15 protein-coding genes and 1 pseudogene are annotated in these 23,752 nt (G+C 59.9%); 11 read left to right on the forward strand and 5 right to left on the reverse strand.

The window, feature by feature from the left end; all coding sequences use genetic code 11:
- Positions 1-870 precede the first annotated feature (870 nt).
- From CKV89_RS01715 to CKV89_RS01725, 4 genes are all read left to right on the forward strand, one after another.
- Positions 871-1,677: a trypsin-like serine peptidase gene (locus tag CKV89_RS01715; RefSeq protein ID WP_231935419.1), complete on the forward strand. Its 807-nt coding sequence runs from the start codon at positions 871-873 to the stop codon at positions 1,675-1,677.
- 23 nt (positions 1,678-1,700) lie between these two features.
- The gene (locus tag CKV89_RS11605; protein ID WP_154657644.1) at positions 1,701-1,877 is read left to right on the forward strand and encodes a hypothetical protein; all 177 of its coding nucleotides are present in this window, start codon (positions 1,701-1,703) and stop codon (positions 1,875-1,877) included.
- Positions 1,878-2,213: 336 nt separating this feature from the next.
- Positions 2,214-6,113, forward strand: coding sequence for an MFS transporter (locus CKV89_RS01720; RefSeq protein WP_095068436.1), 3,900 nt, complete (start codon positions 2,214-2,216; stop codon positions 6,111-6,113).
- Positions 6,110-7,117 (forward strand): alpha/beta hydrolase, encoded by a 1,008-nt coding sequence (locus tag CKV89_RS01725; protein ID WP_051277543.1) that lies wholly within the window; start codon positions 6,110-6,112, stop codon positions 7,115-7,117. Before CKV89_RS01720 ends, CKV89_RS01725 begins: the two co-directional genes overlap by 4 nt.
- Here CKV89_RS01725 and CKV89_RS01730 read toward each other — a convergent pair.
- A complete protein-coding gene (locus CKV89_RS01730) occupies positions 7,114-8,385 on the reverse strand; it encodes a glutaminase (protein ID WP_028327271.1) in 1,272 nt (423 codons plus the stop codon). The genes CKV89_RS01725 and CKV89_RS01730 overlap by 4 nt on opposite strands.
- Positions 8,386-8,550: 165 nt before the next feature.
- Between CKV89_RS01730 and cobN the strand changes: the two genes are divergently transcribed.
- Positions 8,551-12,357, forward strand: coding sequence for a cobaltochelatase subunit CobN (cobN, locus tag CKV89_RS01735; RefSeq protein WP_028327270.1), 3,807 nt, complete (start codon positions 8,551-8,553; stop codon positions 12,355-12,357).
- Between the two features lie 80 nt (positions 12,358-12,437).
- On the opposite strand, the gene CKV89_RS01740 is transcribed toward cobN, so the two are convergent.
- Positions 12,438-13,178 carry a polysaccharide deacetylase family protein gene (locus CKV89_RS01740; RefSeq protein ID WP_084441057.1) on the reverse strand — a complete coding sequence of 247 codons (741 nt, stop codon included), beginning with the start codon at positions 13,176-13,178 and terminating at the stop codon, positions 12,438-12,440.
- A 318-nt stretch (positions 13,179-13,496) separates the two neighbouring features.
- Between CKV89_RS01740 and CKV89_RS11610 the strand changes: the two genes are divergently transcribed.
- Positions 13,497-13,961, forward strand: coding sequence for a hypothetical protein (locus CKV89_RS11610; protein WP_154657641.1), 465 nt, complete (start codon positions 13,497-13,499; stop codon positions 13,959-13,961).
- On the opposite strand, the gene CKV89_RS01755 is transcribed toward CKV89_RS11610, so the two are convergent.
- Both CKV89_RS01755 and CKV89_RS12660 read right to left on the reverse strand, forming a co-directional pair.
- A complete protein-coding gene (locus CKV89_RS01755; protein ID WP_028327267.1) occupies positions 13,958-14,161 on the reverse strand; it encodes a hypothetical protein in 204 nt (67 codons plus the stop codon). The two genes, CKV89_RS11610 and CKV89_RS01755, sit on opposite strands and share 4 nt — an antisense overlap.
- Before the next feature lie 702 nt (positions 14,162-14,863).
- Positions 14,864-15,346, reverse strand: a pseudogene (locus CKV89_RS12660) (DEAD/DEAH box helicase family protein); the annotation flags it as partial.
- Between CKV89_RS12660 and CKV89_RS01770 the strand changes: the two are divergent.
- The 4 genes from CKV89_RS01770 (at position 15,282) to CKV89_RS01785 (ending at position 21,601) form a co-directional block, all read left to right on the forward strand.
- Positions 15,282-17,879 (forward strand): VWA domain-containing protein, encoded by a 2,598-nt coding sequence (locus CKV89_RS01770; RefSeq protein WP_197697062.1) that lies wholly within the window; start codon positions 15,282-15,284, stop codon positions 17,877-17,879. The pseudogene CKV89_RS12660 and the gene CKV89_RS01770 overlap by 65 nt on opposite strands.
- A 58-nt stretch (positions 17,880-17,937) precedes the next feature.
- Complete coding sequence (locus tag CKV89_RS01775) at positions 17,938-18,921, forward strand: ATP-binding protein (protein WP_169714597.1); 984 nt, start codon at positions 17,938-17,940, stop codon at positions 18,919-18,921.
- Between the two features lie 218 nt (positions 18,922-19,139).
- The gene (locus CKV89_RS01780; protein ID WP_157728067.1) at positions 19,140-20,636 is read left to right on the forward strand and encodes a M1 family metallopeptidase; all 1,497 of its coding nucleotides are present in this window, start codon (positions 19,140-19,142) and stop codon (positions 20,634-20,636) included.
- Positions 20,637-21,058: 422 nt separating this feature from the next.
- Positions 21,059-21,601: a hypothetical protein gene (locus tag CKV89_RS01785; protein ID WP_154657639.1), complete on the forward strand. Its 543-nt coding sequence runs from the start codon at positions 21,059-21,061 to the stop codon at positions 21,599-21,601.
- Positions 21,602-21,611: 10 nt separating this feature from the next.
- Here the strand turns inward: CKV89_RS01785 and CKV89_RS01790 are convergent, their stop codons facing one another.
- A complete protein-coding gene (locus tag CKV89_RS01790; RefSeq protein ID WP_028327261.1) occupies positions 21,612-21,902 on the reverse strand; it encodes a YciI family protein in 291 nt (96 codons plus the stop codon).
- 349 nt (positions 21,903-22,251) lie between these two features.
- On the opposite strand from CKV89_RS01790, the gene CKV89_RS01795 reads away from it, so the two are divergent.
- Positions 22,252-23,730 carry a M20/M25/M40 family metallo-hydrolase gene (locus CKV89_RS01795; RefSeq protein WP_028327260.1) on the forward strand — a complete coding sequence of 493 codons (1,479 nt, stop codon included), beginning with the start codon at positions 22,252-22,254 and terminating at the stop codon, positions 23,728-23,730.
- The last annotated feature ends 22 nt before the right edge of the window (positions 23,731-23,752 follow it).

A 23,752-nucleotide genomic window follows, 5' to 3' on the forward strand; every position in this document is an offset into this window, starting at 1 on the left:
GCACCCCCCCTCACCCTTCCCCTTCTGGAGCACAGGCACCCACCCCTACCCTTGCTGGCTTCACAGCAGCTGCAGACCACCCTTGCTTGGGCACAGTAGATCGCCCGCAGCTATCCGACTGCACTGCACCAGCGAGGGGGGACACATCTGACTTAGGGACCCGCAGGCGGCGAATGGAGGTTTGTTTGCGGATTGTCACAGTTTTGTCTCAGTTTGCGAGATCATCGGAACTTAACTTTTTGAGTGAGCTCAATGTCACCCAATACGCCCAACAACTTGCCAGAAGCAGCGGTTCTTCAGGGACCTCACCCACACCACCAACACCTGTCCAGTTCAATTCATATATACGTGAATGCCAGCTGAATCTGACACGCCGACAAGCAAACACACCGTTATCAAACCGTTACTACGCATCTCATTTGCTGTCGCGAACGACTACTGTCCCCACTGGTCGGATCTCTCCGCCTGGCGACTGACACCAGCGCACGCATAGGACATCCGCAACACGTCCTCCCCCCTGCACGCGACTGGACCGTCAACCCCCTTTCACCAGGGGGTACGCCCAACCCTTCTCCAGCAGAAAGTACGAGTAGGTTGATGAAGTCTTTCACCACAAGAGCAGCACGGCGTCCCCTGATCGCCGCCGCAATCGCCCTCACGACTCTCGCCACCCCTGCGCTTGCCTTCACGGCCAGCGCAAACCCCGGTGACCAGAACCAGCCTTCGGCCAGCGCACCGGCCGGCCCGGGCGCGTCCACCCCCACGGGCCACCAGGACCCGAGCAAGCCGTTCATCACCCACGAGTTCACGCAGCAGAAGAAAGCTGTCACGGACTACTGGACCCCGGAGCGCATGAAGGCTGCGATCGACATGACGCAGGACTTCAACTCTGACCAGAACAGCCCAACAGCTGCTCCCACGGCTAAGCCGACCGACCCGCCGAAGCAGCAGAACGCTCAGCCGATGTCCTACGCTGGCACCACGGTTCCCCGCGCCGCCGCTGAGGCTCCCCGCCCCACCATCGGCAAGGTCTTCTTCAAGATGCGCGGCAAGGACTACGTCTGCTCCGCGAACTCCGTGCAGTCCAAGAACAAGTCCGTTGTGGCCACCGCTGGCCACTGCGCCAACGACAAGGGCCAGTACGCGGACAGCTTCATGTTCGTCCCGGCCTACGAGAACGGCAAAGCCCCCCTCGGCGAGTGGGTCGGCGTTCGCGCCTACACCCCCACCGACTGGGTGCAGCGTGGCGAAATGAACATGGACACCGCGTTCGTGGTCATCGCTCCGGCTGAAGACGGCAGCAAGCTGGCTGACAAGGTCGGCGCTACCGGTGTCGCCTTCAACCAGCCCCGCGGCCAGGAGTACTCCGCATTCGGCTACCCGGCAGCCAAGCCCTTCGACGGCCAGACCCTGAAGTCCTGCCACGGCAAGGCCCAGGATGACCGCCACAACAGCAAGCGCACCTCGCAGGGCATCCCCTGCGACATGACCGGTGGCTCCTCCGGTGGCCCCTGGTTCGTCGGCAACGGCTACGACCCGGCCAAGTCCGTGCAGAACTCCGTGAACTCCTACGGTTACAAGAACACCGGCACCGACATGTACGGCCCGTACTGGGGTAAAGAAATCCAGCAGGCCTACGAAGACGCTTCTGCGGACAACAACACCAACAAGAAGTGACAACCCAGCGATAAGGAGTAACCATGAGCAGCCCCGAAAAAGACCACCAGACCTCCATGGGGGAAATGGCCGAAGCTCAGGGCACTCGTGAATACTTCACCGCTGCCCGTCAAGCTGCAGCCGAGCCGGCCCCGCTGCTACAGGATCTTCCAGATGATGCTGACGAGCATTCATCTGAAAAGACCGAACAGCGCCCGTAACGGCAACACAGCAGAATGACCCCCGCCTCGCCCGCCAATTCCCGGCGGGCGAGGCGGCGGCGTATTCACACAAATGCGTCGGGACCTGGAGAGAGAATCACTGGGTTAAACGACAGTCTCTCCCCCGGTCCACCACCTCCACGGCCCCTTATCGGCACGTGGTCACCGACGCCACACGCTCATTTTCCGTAGCCTCGACGTGGCGGTCACACCTATCGGGGGAAGGTGATCCGCGCACACGCCGCACTACTCGGTCACATCGGTGCAGGTCACAACCTGCAACGATGTCCGTCTCCCCCGAACTCATCACGAGAGAAACCCCTCGGGAGACTTGCCATGTACAAAGCACCTACCGGACCGATCCCCGTGCCTCCACGGGGCGAACGGCAGCGCAATCAGGGCGAGCGTCCCGAACTTCCTAGCCGCCGCAGCCGCCGCGAGCAACGCAACCTCGCAGATAGCCAACAGCAGCACACATCGGCTACCCAATCTGACCTTCCCACCCGCCGCAGCCGCCGCGAACAACAGAACGCTCAATGGGATCAAGCCACACCTGCTAGGCACGCAGCACCATCGAGCGATTGGTCCTCTCCCTCGTCTTCCTCGTCTACTTCTGGTGGGTACGCTTCAGCTGCAGATGCGTGGAACGCCGCACTGGCCAACAACAAAGAAGTATCCGGCTCCCAATCATCGACTCCCGGTGCCGCCTCTTCCTGGAATAGCGGCACCTCTACTTCTTCAACATGGGGAACAGGTAGCACCTCAAACGGGTGGGAAAACACCTCAAACAGCTGGGAGTCACGTACCTCTTCCAGCTCGTACGGAACTTCTGGCAGTAGCTGGAGCAGTTCTGCCCCCAACGGGGGTACTGCTTCGACCTCAAACGCATCATCCCCACCTGAAACTCCCAGTCGCCGCAGCCGCCGCGAACAACGCGCCGCCGAACAACGCACCAGCACACCACCAGCCGAGAACTGGAACTGGGACCAACCCACCAGCTCTACCAGCACCACCGACGCCTGGGGAAAAACCAGCACCCCCGAAACTCCCAGTCGCCGCAGCCGCCGCGAACAACGCGCCGCCGAACAGTGGGACTCAACCTCCACCAACAACTCGAACACCACCGACACCTGGGGAAAAACCAGCAGCAGTAACGCACCCTCCACCAGCGGCAGCGCCAACGGCAGTACCAACGGTTGGTCTACCACCAGCACTAGTGGCAGCAATGGCTGGTCCACCACCAGCAGTGATGCATGGGCATCACCCAGCAGCACCAGCAGCACCCCCGAAACTCCCAGTCGCCGCAGCCGCCGCGAACAACGCGCCGCCGAACAACGCACCAGCACACCACCAGCCGAGAACTGGAACTGGGACCAACCCACCAGCTCCACCAGCACCACCGACACCTGGGGAAAAACCAGCAGCAGTAACGCACCCTCCACCAGCGGCAGCGCCAACGGCAGTACCAACGGTTGGTCTACCACCAGCACTAGTGGCAGCAATGGCTGGTCCACCACCAGCAGTGATGCATGGGCATCACCCAGCAGCACCCCCGAAACTCCCAGTCGCCGCAGCCGCCGCGAACAACGCGCCGCCGAACAACGCACCAGCACACCACCAGCCGAGAACTGGAACTGGAACTGGAACTGGGACCAACCCACCAGCTCCACCAGCACCACCGACACCTGGGGAAAAACCAGCACCCCCGAAACCAACAAAAACAACAACTGGTCCAGCAGCAGCGGCGGTAGCAACGGCAGTAGCAGTAGCAGTAGCAGTAGCAGTAGCGAGGGATGGTCCAGCAGTAACAACAGCTGGAACCAACCCGAAACCACCAGCAGCTCTCCTCGCCCCGGCGCTAACTGGGGATGGCCTTCCCGATCCGACTTTGGTCCGGTAACCCCCTCCCCCAGCCAGCGCACCCAAACCCCCCAGCGCCCAGCGCCACAACATACCCAAACCCCAGACCCACAACCCCAAAAACAACACACCCCCTCCACCCCACGCCCCGAAAGCCGCGCCACCAGTGCTCAAGAAGCCTGGGACCGTGCCCGCGGCATCACCAGCACTCCCACCGAAGCAGCACCCCCAGAAGAAACCCCCGAAACTTCGCGCCCAGGGGCGAACTGGGGATGGCCATCCAGCTCCGCATTCGGGACCATCAAGAAAAAGTCCGAAGAACACACCCCAGCACCAGCACCAGCACCAGCACCAGCACCAGCCAAAGAAAAACCCGCCCCTGAGGCACGCCCCCACCACACCGAAAAAGAACAGTGGACCGAACCGGCCACCCCACCCATCCCTGCACGCCGCAACGCCCGCGACACCGACAACACCCACGACGACTGGGACGCCCCCAACAGCCGTGACCGTTGGGGCCAAGAAAACCGTCAACCCCCGCGCCAGAGCTCCTGGGACCAACACCACAACGAACCCGACCCTCGCCAACGCCAAGAGCAACCCCACTCCCGCCGCAACGAACACGAGTACGAGCACGACGATTCTGCACGCACCACCCGCATCCCCAGCAGCGACGACGACAACTGGGCACAACGACGACGCCCACGCCGCCCCGAAGAGTGGGGCCCCACCGGCAACCCACGCCACCCCCACTGGGGAGAAAACGACGAACGCGAACGCGCCCGCACCCACGAACGGGAACTACCTCACAACTACTGGGACGAAGACCCTGACGACGAAGAAGAGCCACCAGACCAAGCACGTACCCAGGCGCTACAAACACAGGTAGCCCCCCGAGATAACCGCAACCGTCAAACCCACCATGACGACCGCGACCGATCTCGCGAACGTAGCCGCGAGCGCGAGCAGCCGTTCAACCCTCACGAAGCCCGCACCGAAGCGATCCGTGCACGCTTGGACCAAGCAAAAACCCAAGCTATCCAGGTCCGGCCAGAACGTCCCGAACCTCATGGGATCACCAGCAGGCGGCTTCGTCAGTACCAAGAACCCCAGCCTCGTAATGCCCGCGATGACTACGAGGAGGACTACGACAATGACAGTTACGAGGAATACACCAGCCGCGGCCCCCGCATACTCGCTGGCCGTGCCTCACACAAACTCACTGTGCTGCTGTGCTGGTTGACCATCGCTCTTGAAGGGTTCGACTTGGTTGCTTTTGGTGCAGCCATCCCCACTCTCTTCGAGAACAAATACCTCGGCATGACCCCTGGCGATGCCACCCTCATCGCCACTGTCTCCTTGATCGGTGTAGCAATCGGATCCATCCTGGGTGGACCACTCACCGACAAATTCGGGCGACGAGGAGGGCTCATGGCAGCCATCGCCCTTTTCAGCTTCTCCACTATCGCTGTGCCCTTAGCCCCCAGCATCCCCTTCTTCGCCGCAGCCAGATTCCTGGCCGGTATTGGCCTAGGCGCCAGCATGCCGATCGCGATCGCAACCGCCACCGAAAGCGGCCGTCACGATCGCAAGGCCTCATCAACCACAATGACCATGACCGGCTATCACGTCGGGGCCGTGCTGATCTCCATCGTCGCTATGACAGTGCTTCCGCACTGGCAACTGCTGTTCTACATCGGTGGTGCTGCAGGGCTACCACTCATCCCGCTCGTGTGGCTGTTCTTCCACGACTCGCACACCGTGCTCGTGCCTCGCCACAACCGCAGCACTTTCGGTGACTTACTCAGCAACCACAAAGGCGCCATCCTTGGCTCCTGGGTAGCTTCCTTCCTGAGTCTGCTGCTCGTCTATGGCCTCAACATTTGGCTACCTCAACTGATGCGCAGCGCAGGCTACTCACTGGATGCTTCCCTGTCTTTGCTGTTCATCATGAATGCAGGAGCCATCACTGGTCTGGCCATCGCAGGCATCGTCGCCGACCGCGGCGGAATCAAACGCTCCACCGCCATCTGGTTCGCAGCCTCCGCGGTATTCCTCGCTCTCCTGTCCATCCACTGGGAGAACGAATTCATCCTGCACATCCTCATGTTCATCACTGGACTCTTCGTGTTCAGCGCCCAAGGACTCATCTACGCCCACATCGCCCACCTCATCATCCCCAGCAAACGAGGCACCGCCCTGGGCTTGGCCAGCGGTATCGGCCGTATCGGCGCCATCACCGGACCAGCCATCACCGGCACCCTGCTATCTGCAGGGCTGGGGCACCCATGGGGTTTCTACGTGTTCTCAGGTATCGCGCTGCTAGGCACTCTTGCCGTGCTACTCATGCCAGCCAACCCGCGGAGCCTGCGGTGAGCACGGCCCCGCCCCGCCGGGTCCGTGCCGTTGCTGCTCTGGCAGGCATCCTGCTCACCAGTGCCTGCGCGGTGCCGCTCACCCCGCAGGAGTACGCCTCCCAGCACCCAACAGTCACCGCCCAACCCACCCCTATCACCCCCCAACACCTCCTTGATCAGCCCTACGTAGCCAAAGGTGATCCCCGGCAACGACTCGACCTGACCGTCCCCCCAGGACAAAAAGGACGCATTCCCGTCGTCATGTTCATCCACGGCGGCGCCTGGTCCGGCGGTGACCCTCGCAGCTTCGAATCTTCCAAAAACGCTAACTTCGCTGCCCTACGATCAGCCCTGCTGGCACAAGGATGGGCGACCGCGTCCATCGGCTATCGGCTCACCCCCGAAGCTGTGATGCCCGCCCAACTCCACGACGTCAAGGCTGCCACCCGTTGGCTCCACGCCCACGCCGGACGCTACGGACTAGACCCCCAACGCATCGCCGTCATCGGTGAATCCGCCGGCGGACACCTCGCCCAACTCCTGGGAACCACCCGCGGAAACCCCTCAGCCGAAGGCACCATCGGCATCTCCAAAGCCTCCAGCAGCGTCGCCGCAGTAGTGAGCCTCTACGGCGTCTCTGACCTGATCACCCTCGTCAAACACCGCGTCGACGCCGGATGCGGCCCTGGCGACCACGGCCCAGACTCCCCCGAAGGAAAACTCATCGGCGGTAAAGACCCTGCCGATGCAGCCAATGCTGACGCCGCAGACGCCGCCAGCCCCATCACCCAAACCTCACGCAACTCTGCCCCCACCCTCTTCCTCCACGGCACCCACGACTGCATCGTCCCCCAAGCCCAATCCGAACGCGCCGCCACGGCCCTACGCAACAACCAAGTCAACACCGAGGTCCACCTCATCGACGCCGGTCACGCCGACCCCACCTTCTACACCACCCCCGAAATACGCGCACACATCATCACCTTCCTCAAACACCACTTCACCACCCCCACGAACCGCTAAAGCACCACCTCATCCAAACTGTCCGCCAACCGCAACGAGCCCCCTTCCCCCGGCCACGGCACCGGACCACGCCACCCCACCCACCACACGTCATACCCCTCCAACGTCATCCGCCGCGCCAACTCCAACAACATCCGCCGCGCAACATCATCCAGCTGCGGCACATCAATAAGGTCAAACACCACCGTCCGCTCCGAGGGGCCCGCTTCAGAAACCATCCGTACCACCCGCTCCACCGCAGCAAACCGAAGCGCCCCTTGCAAGTCATACACAAACACCACCCCACCAACGACCCGCACCGGCCCAGCAAACCTCACCACCGACATCGCCGGCGGCGGCACCTCCATCAAATGCATCCCCATATCGCCAGACAACCGCTGAAACACCTCCACCCCACGCACACTGTTCCCATGCGCATCCAACGGCGGAGACAACGTCGCCACCCCCAACTGCCCCGGCAACGCCCCAATAATCCCCCCACCCACACCTGACTTAGCCGGAATCCCCACCGACGTAATCCACTCCCCCGCCTCGTCATACATGCCACACGCAAACATCACCGACATCACCTGACGCACCACCGGAGCCAACACCACCTGCTCCCCCGTCAACGGCGGCACACCACCATTGGCCAACGTCGCCGCCATCAACGCCAAATCACGCACCGTCACCCGCAACGCACACTGCATCGTGTACCCACGCACCACATCCTCCGGCTCATCCGGGAGAACCTCATACCCCCGCAACATATTCGCCAACGCACGATTGCGATACGCCGTCTGCAACTCAGACTCAAACACAGCCTGATCCAACGACAACTCCCGCCCAGCAAAAGCACTCATCCCCGCACGAATCCGCTCAAAACGCGCATCCGCCCCATCACCAACCCCACCCACCAACGCATGAGCAGTCAACGCTCCCGCATTAATCATCGGATTCAACGGCCGCTTAGACCCCAAATCCAACGACAACTCATTAAAAGCCTCCCCCGAAGGCTCCACCCCGATATACGCAGCCAACTCCGGCAACCCCCGATCCACCAACGCCATCGCATACACAAACGGCTTCGAAATCGACTGAATCGTGAACTCCACCTCCGTATCCCCCACCGCATACACCTGCCCATCCACCGTCGACAAAGCCACCCCAAACAACGACGGATCCTGCTTAGCCAACTCCGGAATGTAATGCGCGTTCTCACCCGCCAACCACGCATCCGAACACGTCTCACAAATCTGCCGAACGTAATCCGGAATCATTGACCTCATCCCCCCATCCTGACCCCACCAACCACAAACAACCCCACCTCGACACCCCCAAACCCACCACCCACCAACACCACCCAAACAACCAAACCGCACCACCACCTACCTCACTAAGATGGTCAGAACCGCGTTGCACCCCACAGCAACACCCCCAAGCGAGGAGCCTTCGTGACCCGCATCGCCCTACTCTCTACCTCCGACACCGACCTCCTCGCCGCCCGTGGCAGCGGAGCCAACTACATCTACGCCAACCCCAGTCGCCTTGAACGCGAAGCCTGGCACCACATCGGAGAAGGCAGCGGCAACCACCACGAAGACACCCGCAAAGCCACCAACCACATCACCCAACAACTCCACCAACTCACCAACGACGCCGACCTCGTCATCTACCGATACCTCGGCTCCGCAGCCGGCATGCCCGAACACTTCACCCACCTCCAAAACCACCTCAACCACACCAACACCCCCCTCATCGTCCTCGGCGGAGAACAAGCCCCCGACGCCTCCCTCATGGCCTACTCGACCGTCCCCACCGGAGTCGCCGCCCAAGCACACATCTACCTAGCCCAAGGCGGCCCAGAAAACCTCACCAACCTCCACGCCTTCCTCGCCGACACCGTCCTACTCACCGGCGACGCCTTCGAACCCCCCACACAACAACCCTTCTGGGGAACTCTCCCGCGCACCCAACCCACCACACCCCGCTCCGATGGACACCCACGCCCTCGCATCGGCATCATCTTCTACCGAGCCCAATACACCGCTGGAAACACCACCTACGTCCATGCCCTCGCCGACGCCATCGACAACGCAGGCGGCATCGGAACCCCCATCTTCGCCGCCTCCCTACGCGAAGCCCCCGAAGACCTCCTCGAACACCTAAGCACCTACGACACCCTCATCACCACCGTCCTAGCCTCCGGCGGAGCAGCAACCAACACCGCCAACGTCACCGCCGGCGGCGACGACGAAGCCTGGAACGTCGAAGCCCTCGCCCGCCTAGACCTACCCATCATCCAGGGCCTCTGCCTCACCTGGAGCCGCAACAGCTGGGAAAACAGCGATGACGGCATGAGCCCCCTCGACGTCGCCACCCAAGTCGCCATCCCCGAATTCGATGGCCGCCTCATCAGCACCGCGTTCTCTTTCAAAGAAATAGACAACGACGGCCTCCCCCACTACGTACCCGACCCAGAACGCTGCGCCCGCGTCGCCGGCATCGCCGTCCGCCACGGCCTCCTACGCCACATCCCACCCCACGAACGCCGCATCGCCATCGTCCTATCCGCCTACCCCACCAAACACTCCCGCATCGGCAACGCCGTCGGCCTCGACACCCCCGTGTCCGTCGTACGACTACTACGACGCATGGCCCAAGCCGGATACAACGTCGGGAACCCCGGCGACATCCCCGGCATCCAACCCCCCACCGACACCGAACTCGCAGCCGCCCCCGAACACGAAAACCCAGAAACGACCAGCGGAAACGCCCTCATACACGCCCTCATCGACGCAGGCGGACAAGACCCAGACTGGCTCACCGCCGAACAACTCTCCGGACAGCCCATTCGCATCCCAGCCGCCACGTACCGGCAATGGTTCGCAAACCTGCCCGAACCACTCCAAAACGACATGACCCAGCACTGGGGAGAAGCACCCGGAAAAATCTACGTCGACCACAACAACCCCAACTGCCAAGACCCCGACGGCGAAATCGTCGGCGCCGCGCTACGCGCCGGCAACGTCGTCCTGCTCGTCCAACCACCACGCGGCTTCGGGGAAAACCCCATCGCCATCTACCACGATCCCGATCTGCCCCCCACGCACCACTACCTGGCTGTATACCGCTGGATTGACGAAATCTTCGGCGCCCACGCCGTCGTCCACGTCGGCAAACACGGAAACCTCGAATGGCTCTCCGGTAAATCCCTGGCTCTAGATGCCACCGCAGGTCCCGACGCCGCCCTCGGCTCCATGCCACTCATCTACCCTTTCCTCGTCAACGACCCCGGTGAAGGAACCCAAGCCAAACGCCGCGCCCACGCCACCCTCATCGACCACCTCGTCCCCCCGATGGCACGCGCCGAAACCTACGGCGACATCGCCCGGCTCGAACAACTCCTCGACGAATACAGCTCCGTGTCAGTCATGGACCCGGCCAAAGCACCCGCCCTCCAAGGCGAGATCTGGACCCTGCTCCAAGCAGCCAAAATGGACCGCGACCTTGGCCTGGAATCGCGCCCCAGCGAAGACGAATTCGACGACATGCTCCTGCACGTCGACGGCTGGCTCTGCGAAATCAAAGACGCCCAAATCCGCGACGGACTCCACACCCTCGGCCAAGCCCCCACCGGCGAAGCACGCGTCAACCTCGTCCTAGCAATCCTGCGCGCCAACCAAATGTTCGGCGGTACCATCGGCGCTATCCCCGGCCTACGAGTCGCCCTCGGCCTCGATGAAGGCGCAGACCGCGGCGGCGCCCGCAGCTGCGTTGACACCATCGAAAAACAAGCACGTGCCCTCGTCCAAGCACTCGAAGACGCCAACTGGGGCATCACCGCTATCGACGAGGCAATCACTAGCGTTCTCGACATCAGCGCCAATGACTCCCCCATCGACATCGACGCAGTCCGTGCCTCCTTGGTATTCGCATGCACCGAAGTCGTTCCCCGCCTCGCAGGCACTGCAGAGGAGATCGAGGCGGTCATGCACGCCCTCGATGGTGGATTCATCAAAGCGGGACCATCCGGTTCCCCGCTGCGTGGCCTTATCAACGTCTTGCCAACCGGGCGTAACTTCTACGCAGTCGACCCGCGCGCTATCCCTTCGCGCCTGGCATGGGAAACCGGCCGCCAGCTCGCAGACACTCTTCTCGAGCGTTACCTGGCCGAAACTGGCGAATACCCGCCGAGCGTCGGCCTGTCCATGTGGGGAACCTCAGCCATGCGTACCAGCGGTGACGACATCGCCGAGGTACTCGCGCTGATTGGTGTGCGCCCTGTGTGGGACGAAGCTTCCCGCCGCGTCACCGGCGTTGAACCGATTCCTTTGGAGGAACTCGGTCGTCCGCGCATTGACGTCACCGTTCGTATCAGTGGCTTCTTCCGTGATGCCTTCCCCTATGTCGTCACCATGCTCGATGACGCCATCTCCTTAGTGGCAGAGCTAGAAGAACCTGCTGATCAGAACTATGTTCGTGCGCATGTACACGCCGATGTAGCCGAAGGCACCGAAAAACGCCGCGCCACAAGCCGCATTTTCGGCTCCAAGCCTGGCACCTATGGGGCAGGGCTGTTGCCTCTGCTTGAGTCAGGTAACTGGCGCAGCGATGCCGATCTGGCCGAGGTGTACGCCACGTGGGGTGGATATGCCTATGGCCGTGAACTCGATGGCGTGCCTGCACGTGGCGATATGGAACGTGCTTATCGACGCATCACGGTAGCTGCGAAAAATGTCGATACTCGTGAACATGACATCGCCGACTCTGATGACTATTTCCAGTACCACGGCGGAATGATCGCCACGGTGCGTGCGCTAACAGGTAGCTCACCGAAGAGTTACGTCGGTGACTCAACAACTCCTGATGCGGTGCGTACCCGTTCCTTGGCAGAAGAAACTGCTCGTGTTTTCCGCGCCCGTGTAGTCAATCCACGATGGATCGGCGCGATGCAGCGGCACGGCTACAAAGGTGCCTTTGAGATGGCCGCCACCGTGGACTACATGTTCGGATTCGATGCCACCGCTGGCGTGGTTGAGGACTGGATGTACGAGAAACTCGCAGAGTCCTACGTGCTAGATGAGAAGAACCAGGAATTCTTGAAACACGCGAACCCATGGGCGCTGCACGGCATTGTTGAACGGCTGAAAGAGGCTGCAGATAGAGGGCTATGGGAGAACCCGGACTCGGATCTGATGGATCAGCTGCTCGAGGTGTACATGGATGTTGAGGGAGACCTAGAGGATTCTCAAAGCTAGGTAGACGAGCTAGAGATAGGGCTCTGCCCGGGAACGTTTACGTAAACGTTCCCGGGCAGAGCCCTATCTGACGGGGTGTCTCAGCGGCACTGAGGCAAAGTCTCAAACCGGTAGCCAGCTTTGGCTAGCTTCGGCAAGACCTGCCCGAGGGCGGCGACGGATTGGCTGCGCGGGCCGCCACCGTCGTGCATGAGCACGATGCTTCCGTTGCGGGTGTTTTTCATGACGCGGTTGACGATGGTGTTGACGCCTGGGCGGGACCAGTCGGAGGCGTCAACAGTCCACATGACCACCTTTTTACCTTGCTTAGCAACGGCGTTACGGACTGTTTGGTTAACGAATCCGCCTGGGGGGCGCATGCAGCTGGTGCGGCTACCAATCGCGGCATCGGTGCTGGTGAGTTCGTTGGCAATGCGATTTGGTGCGATTTTTGTCAGCCATGGGTGTGTGTAGGTGTGGTTGCCGATGGCGTGGCCGCCAGCTCGGATCTGTTTGATCAGGCTCGGGTTGTTTTTCGCGTTGCCGCCGAGCACGAAGAAGGTGGCTTTGGCATTGTGCTGTTTGAGCAGGTTCAGAACCTGGGGTGTGTATTTGGGGCTGGGGCCGTCGTCAAATGTGAGGTAGACGACTTTGCTGTTCTTTTTCGTTTTGCTGCTGGGCTTGGCTACTGGCTTTGCGGCCGCGGCCGATGTGGTGGCAGTTGGTTTACGTGTTTCTTTTGGAGCTGCTTGGCTTGTAGTAGCCGTCCCGATGCTGGCGACGACCAGTCCTGTTATTGCCGCTGCGGTAATCGCTTTGCGGCGTCCCCCTGATGTACGCATGTTTAGAACTATCTATCGTTCACTGGTGTGGGACAAGTGGAGTTCTTTGTCCACGCAGGCCAGAGGGCTTTTATGTGGGACATCGGTGATGAATGCCTCACCGTGGGGTGGGTGGGGTGATGAAAAAGGGCCTCTTGTTCAGGGGGTCTCACATTTGACTCACAATCCCCTTCTGATCCGAAGTATGGACAGTGATTTTTCGTTTTGTGGGAGCTTCTGTCTCTTTTTTCGATATGTGCTGTTGGGGCGTTGGGGGTGGGTCGATGGGGGTCTGGGCGTGTTGGTTGCCCAATGCCCTGTCGATGTGGAGGTTTTCGCGTGCTTGCGTGTTCGTTGGTTGCTGGTCCTCGGGATCGGGTGGGGTCGTTGCCGCATCATGCGGATGTGCTGGGTCAGTTGCTGACTCCAGGTGGGTGGACGTTTCGGTGTGTTGCTGATGCGCCGCGGGGTGAGGGGCCAGTGGCGCATCCGTCGTGGTCATTGCGGCCAGCTTTTGGTGCCACGGAGTCGGGAGTGTTGTTGTTGGGGGTGGCTTTGGCGTTGGGGGGTGTGCGGGGGGCTGATGAGGTGGGTAAGTCGTTGGTGAGTCGGGCGCAGTTGGATCAGGGTAAGGATGTGTTGGCCTCTTCGAGGCTGGTGGATGCGTGTCGGCCGTTGCGGGGGTTGCCGTTGGCGGTGGTATTGATGGCGTTGGTGCCGCAGCGGCAGGCGGCGTTGGGTGAGGTGGGTGCGTCGTTGGCGGGGTTGACGGGGTGGTCTGTGACGGTGGTTGGTGAGGTTTAGGGGGTGAGGAATTCGCGGGCGGCGGCCAGTCCTGCAGGAAAGGTGAATTGTTCGGTGGCTTGGGCGTTGCGGAGCATTTCGTTGTAGACGGCGTGTTGCTGGGGGGTGTCTTCGATGGTCTCGAGGGCGTAGAGGACGATGCCGCGAGCGGTGCGTTGATTGGTGTTGGGGGTGACTAGGCAGGCGAGGCGTCTGGTCATTTGTCGTTTGCTGCGGGTGGGGCTCAGGACGATGCCGATGTTTGCGGTGGGGGAGGTGATGCCTTCGTAGATGGTTTCGGTTGTGGTGTTGGCCTCGGGGGGTGCATGCAGTGTGGTGCGTTGGATGTTGGAGTCGCCTGGGTTGGCGGTGTGGATGGCCAGGCTGTGGGGGTGGATGGTGGTGAGGGCTTGGGTGATGCGGGGGGTGGTTTCGGTGCCTTCGGTGAAGATGATGAGGTCGTCTTGGCTGGTGATGATGGGGGCAAGGGCGGTGATGACGTCGAGTTTTGCTTGGGCTGTGGTCAGGGTGGTGCGAATGTTGGTGAGGGTGTTGAGGTATGTGGTGGCGCTGGCGTGTCCGGGGTGGTCGGGTTGTGTGGTCAGGGTGGTGGCGTAGGCGTGGAGGTTGGTATTGGGGCGGGCGCCGTGGTGGGTGATGAGGTCGGTTGTGGTGGTGTGGAGTTGTTGGATGGCGTGGGTGTATTGAGTGTGTTCTTCGGGGGTGAGGTGGATGCCGATGCGGGCGATGCGATAGGGGGTGATGAGGTTGTTGTTGAGGGCGTCGCGGTAGCCCAGGCGGTGGACGACGTGGCGGAAGTAGGGCCAGAGGTGTTGGGCGTCGCCGGTATCGCCGCGTTTGTATTCGGCGGTGAGGCCGAGGCGTCGGATGTATTGGGGGGTGAGGGCGGGGGTGGTGTCGTCGGTGGCGTATCGGTGGACTTCGTCGGCGATGAGGAGGGCGGCTTCGTTGGGGTTGAGGGGGTTGTGTGTGGCGAGGTTGGTGGCGGTGGTGATGGTGACGTGGGCGTTGGGGGTGGTGGTGTCGCCGAGGGTGAGTTGGGGGTAGGCGTGGTGGATGCGTTGGTGCCATTGGTTGGCGAGGGCGTCGCTGGGGGTGATGAGGACGGTGCGTAGGCCTTCGCGTAGGGCGTCGGTGATGGCGGCGAGGGCTAGGGGGGTGCGGTCGGTGTCGACGGTTTCGATGACGCCGATGTGTCCGGCGTTGTTCCAGGCGGTGATGGCGGTGTGTTGCCAGGGTTTGAGGTGGGGGTTGGGGAGAGTGGGGGTGTTGGTTGCGGCGGGTTGGTAGGTGGGTTGGGTTGGTGGGGGGGTGGTTTCGGTGGTGGTTTCGTCGGTGGTGGTGGTTTCGGTGTTGGCCAGTACGCGGGCGAGGAGGTTGGGGATGGGGGGTGTGGTGTTTTTGGTGAGGGTGGCGTTGGTGGCGCGTTGGGCGTCGGTGGCTTGGGCTTGGGCGGCGCGGGTGAGAGTGGGTGGGGTGTTGGAGGGATGGTTGGCGCGGACGCGGGCGCGGTTTTCTCGGGTTTCGGTGTGGGGCGGGACTAGGCGTAGATCTGGGGTTTCGTCGGTGGGGGGTTTGTTGAGGGTGGCTTGGAGTGCGGCGATGCGTTGTTGCAGGTCGGAGACGGCCGCGGCGATGTCGATGACGGCTACTGCGAGGGCTTGTACTTGGGTGGCGGCGTCGGCCCTGTTTTTTCCGTTTTTGCCCGCGATGGGTCTCGCCTCCTTGGTGGGTGCGGTGAGGGGGCCGCGGTGGTGTCTTGGTCGTACGAGTGTTTGTGTTGTGGTGCTTGTGGTGTCTCATCGGCGGGTTGGGGCGTTTTTTCAAGTGAATTCGTGTGTTTGTTGGGGGTTTGGTTGGGTGTCGTGGACGGGTGTTGGGTGGGAGGATGGGGGTGTGTCTGGGGTTGTTGGTGGCGGTGTCGGTGGTGTGTTTCCGTTTTCTGCGTTGGTGGGGCAGGAGCGGATGTGTACGGCGTTGTTGTTGGTGGCGGTGGCTCCGCGGCTGGGTGGGGTGTTGTTGCGGGGTGAGAAGGGGACTGCGAAGTCGACGGCGGTGCGGTCGTTGGCGTCGTTGTTGCCTGGTGTGGATGGTGGGGTTGCTCCGATGAGGACGTTGCCGTTGGGGGTTACGGAGGATCGGGTGGTGGGTGGTTTGGATTCGGAGGTGACGATGCGGACGGGGGTGCCGTCGTTGCAGCCGGGGTTGTTGGCTGAGGTTGATGGTGGGGTTTTGTATGTGGATGAGGTGAATCTGCTTGATGATCATGTGGCGGATTTGGTGTTGGATGCTGCCGCCAGTGGCGTGAATCGGGTTGAGCGCGAGGGGTTGTCGTTGTCTCACCCGAGTCGTTTTGCGTTGGTGGGGACGATGAATCCTGAGGAGGGGGCGTTGCGTCCTCAGGTGTTGGATCGGTTTGGTTTGTGTGTGGAGGTGCAGGCGGAGCGGGATCCGCAGCGTCGGGTGGATTTGATGGTGGCGCGGGCGGCGTTTGATGCCGATCCGGTGGGTTTTTGTGCTGGTTTTGCGCAGGAGGAGGAGTTGTTGGCGGCGCGGGTGGCTGCGGCGCGGGTGGCGTTTGATGGGGTGGTGGTTCCGCGGGATGTGGAGTCGCACATTGTGGGGTTGTCGCAGCAGGCGTGTGTGGCGGGGCATCGGGCTGATGTGGTGATGGCTGATGCGGCGCGGGCGTTGGCGGCGTTGGAGGGGCGTTCGGTGGTGTCGGTGGGTGATGTTGATGTGGTGGCGGAGATGGTGTTGGTGCATCGTCGGCGTGAGGTGGGGCCGCCTCCTAGTGCGTCTGCTGAGCAGGAGGGGGGTTCGCAGTCGGATTCGCAACCGGGTTCGCAGCCTGATTTGCAGCAGTCTCAGGATGTTCCGCAGTCGCAAGGTTCGCCGTCTTCTGCTGATGAGGGTGTGGAGGATTCTTCTTCGTCGTCTTCGGGGGCGGGTGTTGATGGTGGAGGGGCTGAGGCTGGTGAGGCTGGTGAGGCTGGTGAGGCTGGTGAGGCTGGTGGGCAGGTTGCTCCGATGGTGGCGCCAGTGGGGGCTTCGTTGCGGGTAAAGCCGTTGGCGCCGACGCAGGATAGGTTGGCGCGTAAGGGGTCTGGGCGGCGGATGCGGACGCGTAGTGCGGGTCGTCAGGGGCGGTATGTGCGTGCGCGCCCAGCGATGGATCGTGATGTCAGTGGTGTGGGTTTGGATGTGGCGGTGGATGCCACGTTGCGGGCGGCGGCTCCTTATCAGCGTTCGCGTCGTGAGGCTGCTGGGGTGGGGTCTGGGGTGTTTATTCGCCGTAGTGATTGGCAGGTGAAGGTTCGTGAGCGTCAGGTGGGGACGTGTCTTCTTTTTCTTGTTGATGCGTCGGGTTCTATGGGTGCGCGTGGGCGTATGAGTGCCACTAAGGGTGCGGTGTTGTCGCTGTTGATGGATGCGTATCAGAAGCGGGACAAGGTCGCGTTGGTGTCTTTTCGTGGGCAGGGTGCGCAGGTTCTTTTGCCGCCGACTGCTTCGGTGGAGCGTGCTGCGGATCTTTTGGAGGAGATGCCTACGGGGGGTCGTACTCCGTTGGCGTCCGGTCTTGTGGCAGCTGGGGAGGTTTTGCGGCCTTTGCTGATTAAGGAACCTAATTTGCGGCCTCTTGTGTTGCTTATTTCTGATGGTCGCGGGAATGTGCGTCTTGATGGCAGTAGGGGTAATGGGTTGGGCGAGGCTGAGCGGGTTGCGCGTGAGTTGGGGCAGGATTCACGTGTTGAGTGGATAGTTGTTGATACTGAGCCCAGTGAGGCATCGCGGGGGCGTCGCGGTATTCGTCTTGGTTTGGCTTCGCGTTTGGCTGATGCGTTGGGGGCTACGTGTCACAGTGTCGAGGATTTGCGCGCTGAGGAGCTTGTTTCTCTTGTGAGGGATCGTTTGTGATCGTCTTGCTAATTTTTTGTGGGTTTTTGCGTTTTCTTTCTGTACGAAAGGTTTGTCGATGAGCCGCCCTGCTTTTCCTTTTACTGCAATTGTGGGTCAGGAGGATATGAAGCTTGGTCTTATTCTCGCCATCGTTAATCCTGCTCTTTCTGGTGTGTTGATTCGTGGTGAGAAGGGCACTGCTAAGTCGACGGCGGTGCGGGCGTTAGCTTCGATTTTGCCTGAGCAGGAGGTGGTGGCTGGATGTCCGTTCCGTTTGGCTCCTGGTGAGCAGGGTGGGTTGTGTCGTGAGTTGGGTTTGTCGTGTACGGGTGATGAGCAGGTGGTGTTTTCGCCGGTGCCGGTGGTGGAGTTGCCGGTGGGTGCGACGGAGGATCGGGTGGCGGGCACGCTTGATTTGGAGCGGGCACTTCGGGAGGGTGAGCGGCATTTTGAGCCGGGTTTGTTGGCTGCGGCGAACCGGGGAATTTTGTATGTGGATGAGGTGAATTTGCTTGATGACCATGTGGTGGATTTGCTTCTTGACTCAGCCGCGATGGGTGTGAACACGGTTGAGCGTGAAGGGGTTTCATTGGCTCATCCGGCGCGTTTTTCTCTTGTGGGGACGATGAACCCTGAGGAGGGTGAGTTGCGTCCGCAGTTGCTTGATCGTTTCGGGATGGTTGTCACGGTGGAGGGTTCTCATGATCCGCAGGAGCGGATTGAGGTGATGGAGCGGCGTTTTGCTTTCGAGAGTGATCCGGTGGGGTTCGCTGCGGAGTATGCGCCTTCGGATGCGGATTTGGCTGCTCGGGTGACGGCTGCGATGGATTTGTTGCCGAAAGTCACTACTTCTCGGGAGGTGATGTTGCACATCGCGAATACGAGTTTGTCGGTGGGGGTGGATGGGCATCGGGCGGATTTGATGATGCTTCGGGCGGCCAGTGCTTTGGCTGCGTGGGAGGGCAGGTTGGAGTCTTCTGTTGCGGATGTGGACCGTGCTGCAGGTTTTGTGTTGCCGCACCGGATGCGGCGGCGCCCGTTTGAGAGCGTGACTGGGTGAGCTGTCAGGGGTAGGGGCAGTCCAGTGGTGGCGACACGCCCGAATGCAGGAGTGTTTCTGGCGAGGTGTTTCGCGGCTCTAACAGTCCCTTCTCCCTGCCATTTTGTTGATGTGTCTCTTACTTAGGTAATGCTTTTCGTCTTTTTTGGTCACGATGGGGGGCTTTGCGTAGGAGGATGCTGGTCGCGTCCGATCCCTTCGCACCGTCGAGGACCATCATGACGAATTTTTCTTTCCGTCGACCTATTGCCCTGTCGTTAGCTGCCGCGCTCGCTTTGTCGGGTTCAGCGATGGCTGCAGTTTCTCTTCCTGCCATGGCGCAGCCTTCTTCTGCTCATACGGCTGCCGTGCCGAGCAAGGATGGCACTGTGGGTGCTCCTGGTATTGGTGATTCGTATTTCCCTGATCATGGCAATGGCGGTTATGACGTTCAGCATTACGATGTGAACGTTTCGTACGAGCCGAAGACGCGAACCGTCACAGGAACAACATCTATCACTGCTTTGACTACGCAGAATCTCACGCAGTTTAATCTTGATTTGGCTTTAACTCCTGAAAAGGTGTCAGTGGATGGGAAGCCAGCTTCTTTTTCTCGTCAGGACGCTCATGAGCTGGTAGTTCGCCCGGCGCAGGCTTTGACTAAGGGCGCGAAGACGAACATTGTTGTTACCTATAAAGGCGTTCCTGAGAAGATCGAGATTGATGGCGAGAAGCCGTGGATAACGACTTCTGATGGGGCTGTTGCTGTTGGTCAGCCGTATATCGCTTCGTGGTGGTTCCCGAGCAATGATCACCCTCGAGATAAGGCAACCTTCTCTATTTCTTTGAATGTACCTAAGGGCTTGAAGGCTTTGAGTAATGGCTCATTGCAGAAGGTAACGAACCAGGGAAGTACAGATACGTGGTCGTGGCAGGAGTCCACACCGATGGCGCCTTATCTGGCTTTCGCCGTGATTGGCCGTTATGACATTTTGCGCGGGAAGACAAGCTCGGGGATCCCGTGGTTGACGGCGACGCCGCAGAGCAAAGAACCGTGGGTGAAGCGCGCCAAGGAAGATTTGGCGAAGACTCCATCGGTGATTGATTGGCTGTCGAAGACGTACGGCCCTTACCCGTTTACAACGACTGGTGGTATTGCAGCTAACGCTGACATGGGTTTCGCATTGGAGAACCAGTCACGTCCGGTGTACTCGAACAAGTTCTGGGCTAAGGGACATGACTTGTCACTCATTGTCCATGAGCAGTCTCACCAGTGGTTTGGTGACTCCACGTCGGTGCAGGACTGGAAAGATATCTGGATCAATGAGGGTTTCGCGACGTGGACTGAGTGGCTGTACGCCGAGAAGCACGATGGCCCCAATGCTGATGAGGCTTTCGCTCAAGCCTGGAAAGACTATGCGCAGGATTCTTCCTTCTGGAAGATCAAGATTGGTGATCCTGGCCCGAAGCAGATTTTCAACCGGGCTGTCTATGACCGTGGCGCTATGACTGTGCAGGCATTGCGGAACAAGGTTGGCGAGGAAGCTTTCTGGAAGATTGTTCGAGGCTGGGTGGCTTCACACCGACATGGGCATGGCAGTGTCCAGGAGTTCATGGCGTACGCCAATAAACACACCTCACAGGATTTGCGCCCGTTCTTTGAGGCGTGGTTGTTCACTCCGGGTAAGCCAAAGCCTTCGGCTGATCTTGGCTTCCCGAAGTCCATGATTCGCTGATAGCGGTTATTCAGCCCGAGAGATGGCTGTTGCCTCTCTCGGGCTGATTAACTTTACTTATGTCATCGGATACAACAGAGACTTTTGAGCCAAGTGGCGATAGTCCAGTGAAGCAGACGTGGACGTGCCTGCTTCGGGGAGTCTCGTACGAGCTTGATGTGTATCCGAGCAGGGAAGCACGACTTGTGTTGCGTGTTGATGGAAAGCAGATTTACGACAAGAAAAACAGTACCGATAACCGGTCTATTACCGTTGGTAGAGATTGTCGAGTTCGGGTTCGCCTTAGCTTTTTAGGCAGGGTAAAAGATGCCACTGCCTATGATGGTGACGCTGAGTTAGATTTTGACGCTCCAGTGGGGAGCCGTGCAGAGAAAACGCAGTCATGGGGTCGGAAGCACCCGGTGTTGTTTGCGTTACGGCACGTGGCTTTTAAAGCTGGTGGAATCCTCATTGCTTTTCTTGGGGTAACGGCGTTTGTGAAGTGGCTTTTGGCGCCGGTGATTGAATGGATTGCTGACCATATGCCACGTATCTCGTGGCCAGAGATTCATTTGCCGCAGATCCCGTGGCCTGAGATACATCTTCCGCGTATCCCGTGGCCTGATATTCAGATTCCGTGGCCGCAGATCACGTTGCCATGGTGGCTGCAGGTGGTGCTTGGGTGGCTAGCTGAGCATGAAGAAATCATCAAGCCGTTATTGATTGGGCTGTTGTTGGCTCTTGGAGAGATGCGGCGTCAGCGTAAGCAGCGAAAGCAACGTGAGGCTGGCGTTGCGGATGATCCGAATGCTGAGCTGGAGAAAACGCGATTTCATAGGTGGCTAGATCAGCTTGATGCGCGGGCTGCGGATACTCCGATGGCACGCCGGAAGGAGCGAGCCAAAGTAGCGGCGGCGCTGCGTGCTTTAGAGAACAAGCGCCGCGCGCAGGAACAGGCGTCAGTGGGCTCTGATGATTCTGTGTGAGAGAGGCGGATTATTTTTCGGCGAATACGCCGATGACTGGTGCCCAGGGGGTGATGGTCCAGTCGGTGACGTAACCGTGCACCTGGAACGGGTCGTTTGCGAGGGCTTCTCGGATGTGATTTTCGCTCTCGGCGCGGAAGATGAGCAGGGCAGAGGCCGGGCTGGTACTTAGGGGGCCAGAAGCGATGAGCAGGCCATTGTCGGCGAGGTGCTGCAGGTGAGCTCGGTGAGATGGGCGTAGCTCGTCTTGTTGTGCTGCGGTAGCGGGGTCGTAGTGATATTCGACGGCGTAGTACGGCATGTTGTTGACACTACGAGGTCTGTGGCCGTGATGGGGCGGGTTCGTTGGTGCTCGCCGCAGGTAGTTGTGCGGTGGGTTGGGCCGTATCCGCAGGATGGTTCACTTATTTTTTTGAAGATGGGTTGAGGTTTCACTTCCCTTACTAATGGCCGTTAGGGCGACACGAATTTTTTACTTGACTTTTACTTATTGGATCCTTTCCCACTTCATACCCCTAATTCCGAACGTTTCTGAAAAATATTTGCACCTCAGCTTTTTTCTCTTCCGTGACTATCAGGGTCCTCCATGCTTCAGTTCAGATTGAGCACACTCCAGTGCCTATGAGCCGAATAGTTTCAGGAGGATTGTCGTGCGAGTTCATCGACGCACCGCGACGGCTGCCTTGGCCGTTATTGGATTAACTGCTGCCACGCTGGGGCCAGCAGGTTTGATGGCTTCGGCGGCTCCCACACCGCCTGAACCTCCTACTGCTACACCAGCACCAAAGAATCCCACGCAGGCATCTCAGAAAATTCGTAAACAGGTCCGGCCGGAAAATATTGAGGCTCACCTACGCGCTTTTCAGGAGATTGCCGATAAAAACAATGGAAACCGTGCCGTCGGCACGAGTGGGTATGAGCATTCGGCTCGCTATGTTGAAGCTGTCCTTCGTAAGGCCGGGTATCGCACTCAGCGCCAGCATTTCGAGTACACGCATGACGAGGTGAAATCTTCAAAGCTCACGGTGGCAGGAAAGACTGTTGCGCATCAGGTGCTGAGTTATAGCCCAGCAGCTAAAGAGGGCATCACTGGTCAGTTTGTCCAACCCAAGGTAATTACCGGCTGTGATGCTGCAGCATGGTCTGGGATCAACGCGAAAGAAAAAATCGCTGTTGTGCAGCGTGGGGGTTGTTCTTTCTCTGCTAAGTCCAGCGCTGCAGGGGCGGCTGGAGCGGCTGCTCTGATTGTCTACAACAATGGTGATGGCGAGCTCAACGGCACTCTTGGCAAAGTTGATCAAACTCATGTGCCTACCATCACCGTCACGAAAGCGGTGGGCGCTGACTTAATCAAAGAGTCTGGCCCGCAGGTTGAGGCCACCCTTGTTTTGGACAAGCTCACTGAGAAGCGACGCACTTTTAACATTCTTGCCGAGACTAAAGCTGGTCGGGCAGACAATGTCGCTTTGGTCGGTGCACATTTGGATAGCGTCCCGCAAGGTCCGGGCATTAATGATAATGCCTCGGGTTCTGCCAGCATCCTTGAGGTAGCTGTGCAGATGGCTAAACAGAAGGGCATCACCAATAAGGTGCGTTTCGCTTGGTGGGGTGCCGAGGAGATTGGCCTACTGGGGTCGACTCACTATGTGGAGGACATGAAGAAGAAAGATCCTGAGTCGCTGAAGAAGATCGCTGCGTATCTGAACTTCGACATGGTTGGTTCGCCGAACTACTCCATCGGTGTGTATGACGCTGACCAGTCCACCCATGAGGCACCGGTGAATGTTCCTGAGGGCTCTATTCAAACGGAGAGCATTTTCACGGACTATTTCGACTCGGTGGGGCAGCCGTGGATTGATTCAGAGTTCAATGGGCGTTCTGATTATCAAGCCTTCATTGAGAACGGCATCCCAGCTTCTGGTATTGACACCGGTGCTGATGGGAAGAAGTCCAAAGGTGAGGTTTTGATGTTTGGTGGCGTTGAAGGTGCCCCGTATGACGGCAACTACCACACCCCTAAGGATTCGATGGCGAACGTGAATATGCACGCGGTGGATGTGATTTCTGACGCGATTGCGCACACTGTTTTCACGATGGCCAACAGCACAAAGGACATTAACGGTCGCTGATACCTGGCGGCTTCGAGCGGCT

It is taken from the genome of Dermatophilus congolensis (assembly GCF_900187045.1).
Taxonomy (GTDB): domain Bacteria; phylum Actinomycetota; class Actinomycetes; order Actinomycetales; family Dermatophilaceae; genus Dermatophilus; species Dermatophilus congolensis.